The organism is Thermopirellula anaerolimosa, from assembly GCF_054657335.1.
Window position 1 is genome coordinate 2,924,007 of sequence record NZ_BAAHYX010000006.1, and the last position, 14,821, is coordinate 2,938,827.

The following is a 14,821-nucleotide window of genomic DNA, read 5'->3' on the forward strand; positions in this document are numbered from 1 at the left end:
TTCGCGTTGTGCGCAGGACCCGAAAGAGAGCCGCCGGCGTGAGCCGGCGGTGTTACGGCGCAACCCAGCGTTCACCACCAGCTTACGCTGGTGGCTCTAGGATAAAGCGCGTGTTACGCCACTAACACCACTAGTTTACGCTGGTGGCTCTAGGATAAAGCGCGTGTTACGCGGGGGGTGGGAGCGGCGCGCGATCGTCGAACGAGCGTCTCAGGGGGAATCGTCGGGCTGTTCGTTCTTTGCCGCACCGGCCTCCGCCGCACGCGCTAGGGCCTTCAACATCCCCGCGAAAACCAGGCAGTGCATGGGATACAGACCGTACCAATAGACCAGCCCGAACAGGCCCAATGGATCGAACACGGCGGTTTGGCGGATCGTGGATCCGTGATCGGCAGGCGTCACTTCGAACTCGAGCCACGCTCGGCCGGGCAGTTTCATCTCCGCCTGGAGTCGCAGGAGGCGGTTCGGCTCGAAGTCCTCGACGCGCCAAAAATCCAGGGCATCCCCGACGCGGAGATGCAGGGGATCCCGACGCCCTCGGCGCAATCCGACGCCGCCCACCAGCAGGTCCAGTAGCCCCCGCAGTCGCCACAGGCCGTCGGCGTAGTACCATCCGGTGCGCCCGCCGATCCGCTCGATGGGGGCGAAAGCCGCGGCGGGAGGGACGGAAACGGAGACGATCCGAGTATCGACAATCCGGGAGCCGAATCGCATGCCGCCCCAACGCGGCTTGATTCCGCTTGCGGAAAGGGCGTCCGACCACCGTGTCGCGGCGAATTCGCGGTCCTCGTTGTGCATGGCCCGATCGATCGCCTCGCGAAGGCCCCGGGGGCGAATGGGGAAGACCTCCAGCGCCGCGGGGTCTTCGACGACCGTGGGGTTCCGCAATCCTTCGATGAGCTTTCGCCCTACGCGGGCATAGACCGGAGTCACCAATCCCAGCCACAAACTGGACAAATACGGCGTGAGCACGGGAACGGGGATCATGATCCGTTTCAGGCCGCGCTGCCGCGCGTATTCCCGCATGATGTCGCCGTAGCCCACCCGGTCCGGACCGCCGATTTCGAAGATGCGACTCTCGCCAAGCGGCAGATCCAGTGCGGCGACCAGGTAATCGAGGACGTCCTCGACGGCGATCGGTTGGGCGGGCACATTCACCCACTTCGGGCAAATCATCAGCGGCACGCGCTCGACCAACGCCCGAATCAACTCGTACGAGACGCTGCCGGAACCGATGATGATGGAGGCGCGGAATTCGATGACCTGAGCGCCGGATGCGCGGAGCACGTTCCCGGTCTCTTGCCGACTCCGTAGATGCTTGGAGAGTCGATGTCGAGGATTGCCCAGTCCGCCCAGGTAGATGATTCTGCGTACGCCGGCCTGCTTGGCCGCGGCGGCGAAATTGGCGGCGGCTCGCGCTTCATCTCGTTCGAAATCGCCCGCCCTACCCATGGAATGAATCAGGTAGTAGGCGGTGTGGACGTCTCGGAAGGCCGCCGTCAGGGATTCGGCGTCCAGAACGTCTCCGCGGACCAATTCCGTGGAGGGAGCGACTCGCGAACGAAGGTTTTCGGGATGGCGGGCCAGGCACCGCAACCGCGAACCGCGGGCTTCGAGGATGGGTAACAGTCGCCCGCCGATGTATCCGGTGGCTCCCGTCAGAAGAATAATGTCCCGCCGCGAAGTCTCCGGAGAAGGCGGCGAAGAGGCAGCGTCGATCGATTCCATGACGCGGGAATCTCGGGATTGGGCGTCGGTCCCAACTTTACGGCGTCGCCGCGGAGGGCGTCGCTTGGCGGAACGGCAAACAGTTCCTCGGGGTATCGCGGCGGAGTCGGTCGAGGCGCTCTACGGTCGCGCTACGCTCCGCCGAGGGCCACCAGGGCCACGCCGTGGGCGTCGGCATGGTCTAATACGTCGCGACGGTGCAGAAAGATCGTTTTCTTGGCCTCGACGGCCAGGACCGCCCCACGTCCGTTCGCCACGTTGCGGACGGTATTCATCCCGATGGTGGGCACGTCGAATCGCATGTCTTGCCGGGGCTTGGCGACCTTGACGACGGTGAATCCGCCCGCCCCGCACAGTTCCCCCGCCCGAAGGATGCAGGAGTCGGTCCCCTCGATCGCCTCCACGGCCAGCACGGCCAGGTCTTTGACGACCACGGTCTGGCCGATGTCGAGTCGGCCCATCTCCTTGGCGATTCGCCAACCGAAGGCGATGTCCTGCCATTGTGCGGCGGTGGGTTGCCGACGGGTGAGCACGCCGGGTTCCACTAAGACTTCGGGGACGAGATCGGTGGCGGGAAACATGCGAATGCCGCGGCGGGCAAAGGCCTCGCACACCGTGCTCAGCAGCGAGTCGTCGCGGTTATCCTTGGCCCGAAGGAGGAAATGCGGGGCGAAGGTCCGAAAGCCATAGGCGTCGGGGAGGTGTCGCAACCAGGCCCAACGTTGGAAGAGGATGACTTTGTGGATCTTGCCGGCCATGGTGGCATGGGCGACGCCGCAGCGGCGGAAGAACCGCGCGGCGCGACCGAGTTGCCCCAACCCGATCCAGGCGAAGTCGCGGCAATAGTCGCGGATGACCGGGTCGGCATGCCCGCGGACGCCCAAGCCGAAGACGGCCATTCCGCGCTCGTGGAGGGTTCGGGCGAGGATGATCGGGTAGTCTCCCCATCCGGCGATCAGGCCGATCCTTCCGGGGATCGTGGTCGGTGGGGGCGAGTCTTCTCGCCGCGAAGGCGTCGGCAGTGGGGATTCTTGGGTTGAGGCGGCGACTCCGGACATGGTGCGCGGCACTCGTGATGAACAATGCGGCAAAGGTCCGGTCCGAAACGGCGTTTTCGCGACCGAATGCCGGGCGAGGGCGGGAGGGAAGGCTCTCAGGCCACTTCGCGCCGTTCGCCCGCCGCCGCGGAGGATAGCCGCCGGACGGTCTCTTGCAGTTCCTTGAGTTGACGTCGCATTTCGGGCAATTTGGCGAAGGCCGCCTGCTTGAGCATCTGCTCGCGCTCCGGTGTGGCGGGGATGCCGACATATCGGGAATGCGGCGGGATGTCGTGGATCACGCCGGCCATAGCCCCCAAGACGGCCCCGTCGCCGATGTGCACGTGATCGCGGATGCCGACTTGGCCGGCCATCACCACGTAATCTCCGGTGGTCGTGCTGCCCGCGATACCGACCTGGGCGCACAGCATGTTGTGCCGCCCGATCCGACAGTTGTGCGCGATCATGACCTGATTATCGATCTTCGTCCCTTCGCCGATCACCGTGGACCCGTAGGTGCCGCGGTCGATGGTGGTGTTGGCCCCGATATCGACGTCGTCCCCGATGATTACGTTTCCCAACTGGGCGGAGAGGACGTGGCGTCCGTCGCGGCAGACGTAGCCGAAACCGTACGCGCCCAGCACGGCCCCCGCGTGGATGCGGCAATTGTCGCCCACGATGGTGTTCTCGTACAGGACCGCGTTGGGGAAGATTTGCACATTGCGGCCGATGCGGCAATGGTCCAGGATGCGGACCCCGGCATGGATGGTGCTGCCCGAACCGATGCAAACGCCCTCGCCGATCACGGCGTAGGGATGAACCTCCACATCGTCGCCGAGTTCGGCCGTGGGGCTGATGACGGCCGTCGGATGAATTCCCCGGCGTTCCACCGCCCGCGGCGGGCGAAAAAAGCCGACGATCGCGGAAAAGGCGCGATGCACGTCGTCCGCGCGAATGGCCGGCAGCGGGCACTCCGGGACGGTTTTCGGGATGACGACGGCGGCGGCTTGGGTGTCTCGCAAGAGGTAGAGTCGGTCCGGTCGGTCGATGAGGGTGATTTGGCCGGCCTTCACCTCGTGGATGGGGGCCGCCCCTTCAACCGGCAGATCCGCCGGTCCCTCGTACTCGCCCCCCACGAGTAGACTCAACTGCTCAAGAGTAGCGGGATTCATCGGAAATCCTTTCCGACAGGTAATCGGCGCCTGGGTCGCGAGGCCTCCAAATCCGCGCACCTCATCCGTCCAGGTTCGCCCATCCTAGCGAAAACCCGTGGAACGGGCAAGGTCAAGACGACCGGCCCCGCATCCGCACTCTTTGCCCGGCAAACCCAATGCCAAGACGCATCGGCGCACACTTATCCGACCGCGGACAATGCCGGCGTACGACCGACGCAAGGTCGCGGCGATATGTTGCAGGCGGTTTATATTGTGGGAAGCTGCCAGGGATCGCGGCGCGGGGTGCGGCGGATACCGTCCAGCCAGTCGTTCGCTCCGGCGGGTTCCGCGAATTTCCAGTTGTGCGGATCCCATCGCAGTGTTTCGCCCGTCCAGTAGGCCAGATTCCCCAGATGGCAGACCGTCACCGACCCGGCACCGACTTCCACCGGACAGATGGGCTGCTTACGCTCCAAAATCCCCTGGATCCAATCTTGGTGGTGATTGGATGACACGTAGAGGCGGACCTTTTCGTTGTCGCCGAGCGGTTCTTTGACGATTTCGTCGGGCCAACTTTGCAGCTTGCCGCGATCGACGTACACGACGCCGTCGCTGCCCACAAAGTTGACGCCGCCCCGTCCGTCGTAGCCGTCGTGGATCAGCTCCACGCCGTTTTCGTAGATGTAACGGACGCCGCGCCCGGCGGCGGGATTTTCGGGCGGGATGATCCGCACCGGTCCGGAGCCATCCATCCCCAGGCCCCATTGGGCGATGTCGAAATGATGGGCCCCCCAATCCGTCATGCCGCCGCCCGAGTATTCGCGATAGCTCCGCCACGCCGGAAAGTGGTTATGCACGCCGCGGGGACTGAGGACGGAGTTGTACGGACGCTCGGGCGCCTGTCCCAGCCACATTCCCCAGTCCAGACCGGGCTCCATGGGTTCCTCGGGGAGGTCGCACCACTTGCTGGGTCCGCCGACCGAGGCATAGACCCGTTCCACTTTGCCGATCCGCCCGTTCCGCACGGCTTCGCAGGCCACGCGAAATTCCCGACTGGACCGCTGCTGGCTGCCGGTCTGAAAAATCACGCCGTACTTGTTCACGGCATCGATGCACAGCTTGGCCTCGGCGATCGTCAGCGTCAGCGGCTTTTCGCAATAGATGTCCTTCTTGGCCTTGCAGGCGTCCACGATGGGGTGGGTGTGCCAGTGGTCGGGCGTGGCAATGACCACCGCGTGAATGTCGTCCCGAGCGATGAGCTCGCGATAATCGTTGTAGGCCTCGCAATCGCCGTTCTGATACTTCTCGTCCACGCGGCGCTTGGCGTCCTCCCGGCGGGTGGTGTCCACGTCGCAGACGGCGAGAATCCGAACCTGATCCATTCCCAGGAATCGGCTGAGGTGGAACCGGTTCTGCTTGCCCATGCCGATGAAACCGAGGGTAATTCGCTCCGAAGGCGCGGCTTCCACGGCGCCGCCGAGAACGCTTCGGGGTACCATCAGCGGGATGCTTGCGATCGCGGACAACTTGAGACAATCACGGCGAGAGAGCCTCGATGACGGGTTGGACCGCTCAAACTTGCCGGACATGGAACACGCCTCCCTGGTATGGCGGTTTTTGGATGACCGATACCTGACTAATTCGCTGCACTTCACCGCGCGGCGGTCAGGACCAACGGAAAGTGTAGACAGCCGGTCGGCGGAACGCAAACGGCTCGCCGTTTTAGCCGCCGGTCGACAGTCGATAAGCCCGAAAAAGCTCTGCAAAACTCAATGTCCCCTCGAAAGAGCTAGAACGCATTAAGGACCAAACGTTTGAATTTATTTGCCCAAAAGGCAATACTTTAAGGATGGTAATAAAGGGCGCTTCGCATGCCGGCCGCTTCAAACGGGCCACGTTGTAGCGGTTGGAAAACAAGGACGAAAGGCTGGTTGATATAGAAACCCGGCCGATCGCGAGCAGAGGCGGGATGCGAAGTAGGGCGGTGTTTTCCGACCGGCGAAAGGTTCAAAGCGAATGGGTCGTCTGCTAGGGCTGGTTGCCCAAAAACCGATCAGCGTTCACTTGCGGGCGGAACCGTCGGCAAGTCGCGAGGGTTTGCCTCACTGCGCGGGAGCCTCCGGTTGGGGAATCGGCTGGTACGACGGATCGCGCCCCGCCGTGTTCAAATATCCCTCGCCGGAGCAGCGGGCGAAGGAATCGGAACCGCTCACGCATACCTGCCACTCCCGCGTGCTGATCGCCCACATCCGCGAGGAAAAGGCCGCCCCCGGTCCGGAAAACTCGCACCCCTTCCACTACCGCAACTGGATGTTTGCGCATTCCGGTAAGGTCAACCGAGAGGTTTTAGTGAATCTGTTGGAACCGGCCCATCGCAAGTCGTTGACCGGCGGCACGGATTCCGAAGTCCTTTTCCACTGGATTCTTCAGAACATCAAAAAGACTCGGGACATCGTAGATAGCATTCGCGACGCCCTCCGCTCCGTGGCGTCGGAATCGATGCAGTTCGTACTCTCCAACGGACGATGGATCTTCGCCTTCCGGACGGAGCATCCTTTGTACGCCGCCGACTGGAACCCGGTGAACTCCAGTCGCCCTTGGGTCGCCTGGGGTTCTCCTGTCCGCTTGGAGAGCGGGGACCTTGCCCAGATTCGGGCGGTGTTCGTCGGTTCCGAAACCTGCGGCGGCATGAATTGGGAACCGATTCCGGCAGGGCGTCTGTTCGCGGTATCTCCTCGCCTCGATCGTTACGAGATCGATTTGGAAAAAGAGGCGGACTTCGTTCACTGAACCGAAGCGGTCTTCCGTCGCACGCACTGGAGGACTGCGACCGAGCATCTTTTACGGTTGCCGCACCGGTTTGGGCGGACGACTGCGGCGGTCGATCAGTACCACGCCGACTCCCATAATTGCTTGACGGCCGATTCCGTCAATTTATAATCAATTGCGACTGACGATATTTGCCACCGCTTGATTCAACACCCCATCAAGTCCCTCCGGCGTCGTTTGCATTGCGCGGGTAAGGTTTTTCCAAGGGTTCGGCGGGCGATCGGCCGACGGTCGATGGCTCGGTCGTCAGGGAGCTTTCCCATGTTTCGGCTCTTGCGCGAGGTCTTCGGTTCGAGACGCTCCTCCCCTTCTTACGTTTCCGGACGAGTGCTCTTCGCGGCTCTGGGAATGATCCTCCTTGGGCCGCTTTCGTTATGGGCGGGAGAATCCTCGGCACCCGACTTCGATCGCCAAGTACGTCCCATCCTTTCCGACAATTGCTACGTGTGCCACGGTCCGGACCCGGGAACGCGGAAAGCCGACCTCCGTCTGGATGCGATCGGCGAGACGATCGACGCCGGGTACATCGTGCCCGGTAGTCGGGAAGATAGCGAAGTCTTCCGCCGCATCACGTCGGAGGATGCGTCGGAGCGGATGCCGCCGCCTTCCACCGGGAAGACGTTGACGCCCCAGCAAATCGAGATCATCGGGCGCTGGATCGATTCCGGCGCGGAGGCCAAGCCGCATTGGTCTTTCGTTCCTCCGTCACGGCCAGATTTGCCGGACGTCGGCAACTCGGATTGGTGCCGCAACCCCATCGATCGTTTTATTCTGGCGCGACTGGAATCCGAAGGATTAGGGCCCTCTCCGGAGGCCGACAAGCCCAGCCTCATCCGTCGGGTGACCTTGGATTTGACGGGACTGCCGCCTACGCCCGAGGAAGTGGATGCCTTTCTGGCCGACGATGCTCCCGACGCCTACGAGAAGTTGGTCGATCGTTTGTTGGCGTCTCCGCGTTACGGCGAACACATGGCCCGCCACTGGCTGGACGTTGCCCGTTACGGCGATACCCACGGATTGCACTTGGACAATTACCGCTCGATTTGGCCGTATCGCGATTGGGTCATCCAAGCCTTCAACCGGAATCAATCGTTCGACCGCTTCATCGTCGATCAATTGGCGGGTGATTTGGTCCCGGACGGCACGCTGGAGCAAAAGGTGGCCTCCGGTTTCAATCGCTGCAACGTTACGACCAGCGAGGGCGGGGCCATCGACGCGGAATTCCTCGTGCGATATGCGGTCGATCGGACCTCGACGGTGGGAACGGCGTTCTTGGGGCTGACGGTGGGTTGCGCGGTCTGCCACGACCACAAATACGACCCCATCAGCCAAAAAGAGTTCTACAGTTTGTACGCTTATTTCTACAGCATGGCCGATCCGGCGATGGACGGAAACGCCATGCTGACGCCGCCGGTCGTCAAATTGCCCACACCGGAGCAAGCCACGACCAAGGCCGCGCTGGAGGCGGAGCTGCAAGACGTCCGCGCGAAGATCGCCGATGCGCTGGCGAAGATCGAGTACGCGGATCCGGAGGCGGAATTGACCGCCGCGGCCGATTTGAGCCCGCGGGAGATCGTGTGGGTCGAGGACGAACTACCCCCCGAGGCGCAGCCTCAATTCGACGGCCACCCGTGGGAATTCGCCGCGAGCGACGAGCACCCGGTGTTTAGCGGTACCAAATCCTTCCGACGCAAGGCGGACGGACAGGCGCAGCACTTCTTCACCGGCGCCAAGCCGACGCTGACCGTCGGCGAGGGAGACGTATTATTCGCGTATGTGTTCCTCGATCCGGCGGACCCGCCGCGGGAAATCATGTTGCAATTCAACGACGGTTCGTGGGAGCACCGCGCGTATTGGGGCGAGAACGTGATCGCTTGGGGGGCCGACGGCACAGCCTCGCGGTTCCCCAAAGGTGAATTGCCGCCGCTCGGCGAATGGGTACGTCTGGAGGTGCCCGTCGCCGAAGTCGGCCTGAAACCCGGCAGTCAGATCAACGGTTGGGCCTTTACGCAGCACGGAGGCACGGTCTACTGGGATCACGCCGGCATCGTGACCAAGACGCCGCAAGCGGGCGAGCGGTACCGCTCCCTGCGACGCTGGGAACTGGTGCTGAAAGAAACCAAGGCGGGACGCGACGGCGTGCCCAAGCCGATCCTCGACATCCTCGATCGCAAGCCGGAAGATCGGGACGAAGCGGCGCAAAAGCAACTGCAAGACTACTTCGTGGAATACGTCTTCGCCGATGCCCGCGAGACGTTCGATCCGCTGCACGCATCCGTCACGGAGTTGGAGGAAAAGCTGAAGAAGTTGGACGACGAAATCGTGGGGACGCTCGTCTCGGCGGATCTCCCGCAGCCTCGCGAGGCCTTCTTGCTGGACCGCGGCGATTACGAAAAACCGAAAGACAAGGTGGAACCGGGGACGCCGGCCGTCTTGCCGCCCATGCCGGCCGACTATCCCCGCAACCGCTTGGGACTAGCGCGCTGGCTGGTGTTGCCGGATCACCCCCTGACGGCGCGGGTCACGGTGAATCGGTTTTGGCAACAGGTCTTTGGGACGGGTTTAGTGAAAACGGCCGAAGACTTCGGCTCGCAAGGCGAGCGGCCTTCGCATCCGGAGCTGCTGGACTGGTTGGCCGTGGATTTCGTGGAGAACGGTTGGGACGTCAAGCGTTTGATGCGGATGCTGGTGACGTCTTCGACCTACCGGCAAACGGCCCGCGTCACGCCCGAACTCCTCGCCAAGGATCCCGACAATCGTCTGCTGGCCCGTGGGCCGCGCTTCCGACTGGACGCCGAGGCCATTCGCGATACGGCGCTGTTCGCGTCCGGTTTGCTAGTGGAGAAGATCGGCGGTCCCAGCGTCAAGCCCTATCAACCGGCGGGACTGTGGGAGGCGGTCGGTTATACGACCAGCAATACCGCGAAGTTCGTGCAGGATCACGGCGAGAACCTGTACCGTCGAAGCCTGTACACCTTCTGGAAACGGACCTCGCCGCCGCCGGGCCTGGTGGTGTTCGACGCCCCGAACCGCGAATCGTGCGTGGTGCGCCGACCGCGGACCAACACGCCCTTGCAAGCCTTGGCGCTGATGAACGACGTGGGCTACGTCGAGGCCGCGCGGAAAATGGCCGAACGTCTGCTCCGCGACGAAGGGACGCCCGTCGAGGAACGCGTGGCCAAGGGATTCCGCTGGGTGACCTCGCGCTATCCCCGGCCTGAGGAAACCGCGGTTTTAACGAACCTGCTGCAATGGCAGCACAAGTATTTCGAGGAGCACCCCGCCGCGGCGGAGGAGTTGTTGCGAGTGGGCGAGGCTCCACGCGCGGAATCGTTGCCGCAAACGGAGTTGGCGGCTTGGACCATGGTGTGCAACGCGCTGTTGAATTTGGACGAAACGATCACCAAATAAGCGGCAGGTTTTCCGCCGCCCATCAGGCGCGAGGCGGCGGACGGTCGCGGCAACCGGCGCGTGGCGCAATGCTGCGGCACGTCCCGGTCGCCGAAACGGAGCAAGGCTTATGGATCCGCGAGAAGAACGGGCATTACTGGAAACGCGGCGTCAGTTTTTCGGTCGGGTCGCCCGCGGTTTGGGGCCGATCGCATTGGCGTCCCTGCTCAACCCGCAGTTGATGCGAGGCGTTCAGGCCGCCGTCCCGGAGCACCAACCCGGCGCCGCCGGCGTTCTTAAGCAATTGCACCACCCGCCCAAGGCCAAGCGGGTCATCTATATGATCATGAACGGGGCGCCGTCGCAACTCGACCTGTTCGATTACAAGCCGAAGATGCAGGAAATGTTCGACGCGGACCTGCCCGAATCGGTCCGCATGGGGCAGCGTTTAACGACGATGACCTCGGGCCAAAAACGGTTCCCCGTCGCGCCGTCGATCTACAAGTTCGCCCAGTACGGACAGTCCGGGGCGTGGATCAGCGAATTGCTGCCCCATTTGGCCACGGTGGTGGATGAGATCGCCATCGTGAAAAGCATGTACACGGAAGCCATCAATCACGACCCGGCCATCACGTATTTGTTGACCGGAGTCCAAGTTCCCGGTCGGCCGAGTTTGGGGGCGTGGCTCTCCTACGGTTTGGGGTCCATGAACGCGGACCTACCGACGTTCGTGGTGTTGCATTCCACTTGGAGCGCCAAGCGCGACGCCCAGGCGATCTACGAACGTCTTTGGGGCCCGGGCTTTCTCCCCTCGCAACATCAGGGCGTCAGCTTCCGATCTCAAGGCGACCCGGTGTTGTACCTGAGCAACCCGCCGGGCGTATCCGCCGAATCTCGGCGCAAGACCGTGGACGCGGTCGCGGCTTTGAATCAGAAGTTGTACGAGTCGCTCGGCGATCCGGAGATTCAAACCCGCATCGCGCAGTACGAAATGGCGTACCGCATGCAATTTTCGGTGCCCGAGCTAACCGATCTTTCGAGCGAACCGGACGAGACCTTCGAGCTTTACGGCGAGGAGGCCCGCAAACCGGGGACGTTCGCCGCCAATTGTCTCTTGGCTCGCCGGTTGGCCGAGCGCGACGTGCGGTACATCCAAATCTTCCATCGCGGGTGGGACCACCACGGCGATTTGCCGCGGGACTTGCCCCTGCAATGTCGCGACGTGGATCAGGCGTGCCGGGCCTTGATTCTCGACCTCAAGCGGCGTGGATTGCTCGAAGATACGTTGCTGGTGTGGGGAGGTGAGTTCGGGAGGACGATCTACTGCCAGGGGACGCTGACCAAGACGAACTACGGGCGTGACCATCACCCGCGCTGCTTCACCATGTGGTTGGCCGGCGGAGGCGTCAAGCCTGGCATTGTGTACGGCGAAACGGACGACTTCAGCTACAACATCGTTCGCGATCCCGTTCACATCCACGACTTGAACGCCACGATCCTGCACCTCTTGGGGATCGATCACACCAAATTGACCTACCGCTTCCAAGGCCGCGACTTCCGACTTACCGACGTCCACGGCGAGGTCGTTCAGGGGATTCTGGCCTGATCCGCGCGGCCGAGCGGGCCGACTTTACCCCGGCGAAGTCCCGCGGCAATTGCGTACCAATTGCGCGAAAAGAACCGCCGACCCAAACCCACCTCGCGAATCAACGGGGGCAGTCCTGAAAGCAGGCGGTTCGCGAGGCGGACTTTGGGCGGCGGTCTTGATCGATCGCGGCGACTACCGGCGTCGCCTAGCGTTTACCGCTCAGACGTCCAGAAGGTATCCTTCGCGGAAATTCGGCTTCACGATCGTTTCCAAGCCCGAGATATTGGGCGACTTGAGGTTCTTGGCGTCCCATTCCACCTTGGGACCGACGCCGGGTTCGTTGGCCACCCAAACGGCCAAGTTCCCCAGCAGCACGGTTTCGGTGAGCGGGCTGGCGTAGCCGGGGAAGTTGGACATGGCAGGCTCGCCGCCCTTGATGGCCTCGACCCATTCCTGGAAGTGGCCCGGCGAACGGCGATACTCGACTTCCGGAATCTCGACCTCGGGCAGGATCGTGTAACGATCGCAGTAGTCGCCGGGGGCGTACATGGTGGCCTTTTCGCCGATCAACAGCGCACCGCTGCCGGAGGGGGCGTCCGGATCATTAAAGGCTGCGAACAATTCCTTGGCCGGTCGCTTGCCGCCGTCGTACCACTTCATCTTCAAGGCCGGTCGCCAATCGTTGGCGGGAAATTCGTACGTAATCACCGACCACTTAGGGAAGCTGTCGCGGTTGTGCCCGGAGGTCTCGGCCTGCACCGAGATCGGGTCCCGCAGGTCCAGCGCGGCGTACGGCATGTTCAGGGTGTGGCAGGCCATGTCGCCCAAGGCGCCGGTGCCGAAGTCCCACCAACCGCGCCAAGAGAACGGGTGGTAGCCGGGGGCATAGGGACGGAACGGCGCCGGACCGATCCATTCCTGCCAGTGCAAGTACGGCGGAACGGGGGCCTCGGGGGCGCGCTCGCCGCCCTGCGGCCAAATGGGCCGATTCGTCCACACGTGGACTTCCGTGACGTTGCCCAACACGCCCTTCTTGATGATCGCCGCGGCGCGGCGGAGGGCCTCGTTGGCGGTGCCTTGGTTGCCCATCTGCGTGGCCACCTTCTTTTCGGCGGCGACTTGGCCCATCAACCGGGCCTCGTAGATGGTCTTGGTCATCGGCTTCTGGCAGAAGCAGTGGATGCCCATCCGCATGGCCATCAAGGCCGCCGCGGCGTGGCAGTGGTCCGGCGTGGAGACCGTCACGGCGTCGATCTTCTCGCCCATCTCTTCCAGCATCTTGCGGAAGTCATTGTACTTCTTGGCATCCGGAAACCGCTGGGCGGCACCGTTCAACGTGCGATCGTCCACGTCGCAGATGGCGACCATGGCGCCGGAGTTTCCGGCATCGGCCGAGTCGCTCTGGCCTTTTCCGCCCACTCCGATCGAAGCGAACTGGATCTTTTCGTTGGGAGACTTGCTCTCTTGAGCCTTGACGCCGCCCGCGACCCAGTACCCAACGCCGATCGCTGCCGACGTCTGCAAGAATCGCCTTCGACTTGCATGCAACTTCATCGCAATCACTCCTTCCGTCAAAGAAAAACGAATCACCAGCGACTCCGCCGAATGCCCCTTACCATAATCCGCGACTCGACCGTCGGCAAGCATCGCCCAAGCATCCGCCGTCTTTTTCCGGTCGTACCAAGACCCCTCGCTGGGCCGGAAATGCGCGATGGGATGCCTGGAGCTTACTGCTAGACACGACTCGTATCACGCCGCGACGCCCTTTGTGGTCCGAACGCGCTGGGCCGTGATTGCGGGCGGGAAGCCGAGGTAGGCGGGCCGCAACAACTTCGATCCCCATCATACCACAAACCGACAGCGCTATGCCACACTGTAAAGAACACTCTCTCGCCCCCCGGCGCCGCGCTGCCATGCCGTGCCGCAGACGCGCGAGCCGCCTCCCTCCTCAGAACTGCGAATCGGCACCCGGTCGAAAGCGTGACCTACAATGTTGTATGATCGAAGGTCCAACAGACCGCAGTCCGTACCCTGAGACCACGGAATGGAACCGATCGTTTTCCGGCCTTTTTTCCGACCGCAAATCTGGGGCGGCAGACGGCTTGCCGATTATTTGAACAAGCTGCTTCCCCCCGACGGACGGTACGGCGAATCGTGGGAGATCAGCGGCCACCCGCTGCACGTTTCCGTCGTCGCTCAAGGTCCGTGGGCGGGTACCGCGCTGACCGACTTGTGGCGGCGACACGCCAAGGAAATTTGGGGAGACGCCTCTCCGCCTCCCGAGGCATTCCCGTGGCTGGTCAAGTTCCTGGATTGCGAGGATTTTCTGTCGGTGCAGGTGCATCCAAACGACGCCGCTGCCGCCCAATTCTGCCCGGGCGAACAAGGCAAAAACGAGGCCTGGGTCGTCGTCCACGCCGAACCGGAGGCCGTGCTATACACCGGATTGCTCCCGGGCATCGACGCCGCTGCGCTGCGGCAGGCCCTGGATGAAGGCGCCGTGGAACGCTGCCTGTACGGCTTTCATCCTCGTCCGGGAGACTGCGTCTTTTTGCAAGCGGGAACCGTGCATGCGGCGGGCGGAGGCGTCTTGCTCGCCGAGATTCAACAACCCAGCGACGCCACATTGCGACTGTTCGATTGGAACCGGATCGGGCCCGACGGCAGGCCGCGGGCGCTGCATCGAGAATCCGGCTTGGCCGCCGTGGACTGGACTCTTGGGCCGCGGCAGCCGCACAAGGACGAAGGCTGCGAACCGGGACATGCCGTGTTGCTGGATTGCCCATTCTTTCGTATCCACCGCATCCGCTTGCCGGCAGGCGAGAGCACGTGCCTCGCCGGTTTTCGCGGCCGGATGTCCGTGTGGACCGTCATCCGGGGCGGAACCGTCCTCCGCACGTCGCAGGGTCGCTACCGGTTTCCCTTGGGGGCCGCGGTGCTGGTCCCCGCCGCGTGCGCCATCGAGGCTTGGGAAAACGAAGGCCGGGAGGATGCGACCGTATTGGGCTACACCCATCCCGGCTTCCGATTCGCACCGTGATCTCGCGCGGCGGAGTCACGCAGGAAGCCGTTTCAACCGGCAGCGTCCGACCGGG

At 63.2% G+C, this 14,821-nt stretch carries 9 protein-coding genes; 4 read left to right on the plus strand and 5 right to left on the minus strand.

The genetic code is table 11. The features are described 5' to 3' along the window. Positions 1-210: 210 nt before the first annotated feature. The 4 genes from ACYQ6J_RS16470 to ACYQ6J_RS16485 form a co-directional block, all read right to left on the minus strand. On the minus strand, positions 211-1,728 hold the full coding sequence (locus ACYQ6J_RS16470) for an SDR family oxidoreductase (RefSeq protein ID WP_460185286.1): 1,518 nt from the start codon (positions 1,726-1,728) through the stop codon (positions 211-213). Between the two features lie 131 nt (positions 1,729-1,859). Further along, on the minus strand, positions 1,860-2,786 hold the full coding sequence (locus ACYQ6J_RS16475) for an LpxI family protein (RefSeq protein WP_460185287.1): 927 nt from the start codon (positions 2,784-2,786) through the stop codon (positions 1,860-1,862). Between the two features lie 95 nt (positions 2,787-2,881). Then, on the minus strand, positions 2,882-3,937 hold the full coding sequence (lpxD, locus tag ACYQ6J_RS16480; RefSeq protein WP_460185288.1) for a UDP-3-O-(3-hydroxymyristoyl)glucosamine N-acyltransferase: 1,056 nt from the start codon (positions 3,935-3,937) through the stop codon (positions 2,882-2,884). A gap of 248 nt (positions 3,938-4,185) precedes the next feature. Next, entirely contained in the window at positions 4,186-5,508 is a 1,323-nt protein-coding gene (locus ACYQ6J_RS16485) for a Gfo/Idh/MocA family protein (protein WP_460185289.1), read from the minus strand. Between the two features lie 427 nt (positions 5,509-5,935). On the opposite strand from ACYQ6J_RS16485, the gene ACYQ6J_RS16490 reads away from it, so the two are divergent. The 3 genes from ACYQ6J_RS16490 (at position 5,936) to ACYQ6J_RS16500 (ending at position 11,744) form a co-directional block, all read left to right on the plus strand. Next, positions 5,936-6,709: a class II glutamine amidotransferase gene (locus ACYQ6J_RS16490; RefSeq protein WP_460185290.1), complete on the plus strand. Its 774-nt coding sequence runs from the start codon at positions 5,936-5,938 to the stop codon at positions 6,707-6,709. A gap of 300 nt (positions 6,710-7,009) precedes the next feature. After that, complete coding sequence (locus tag ACYQ6J_RS16495; protein WP_460185291.1) at positions 7,010-10,159, plus strand: PSD1 and planctomycete cytochrome C domain-containing protein; 3,150 nt, start codon at positions 7,010-7,012, stop codon at positions 10,157-10,159. A gap of 109 nt (positions 10,160-10,268) precedes the next feature. Then, a complete protein-coding gene (locus ACYQ6J_RS16500; protein ID WP_460185292.1) occupies positions 10,269-11,744 on the plus strand; it encodes a DUF1501 domain-containing protein in 1,476 nt (491 codons plus the stop codon). 201 nt (positions 11,745-11,945) lie between these two features. On the opposite strand, the gene ACYQ6J_RS16505 is transcribed toward ACYQ6J_RS16500, so the two are convergent. Beyond that, entirely contained in the window at positions 11,946-13,280 is a 1,335-nt protein-coding gene (locus ACYQ6J_RS16505) for a Gfo/Idh/MocA family protein (protein ID WP_460185293.1), read from the minus strand. Between the two features lie 490 nt (positions 13,281-13,770). Between ACYQ6J_RS16505 and ACYQ6J_RS16510 the strand changes: the two genes are divergently transcribed. Next, entirely contained in the window at positions 13,771-14,766 is a 996-nt protein-coding gene (locus ACYQ6J_RS16510) for a type I phosphomannose isomerase catalytic subunit (RefSeq protein WP_460185294.1), read from the plus strand. Positions 14,767-14,821 lie beyond the last annotated feature (55 nt).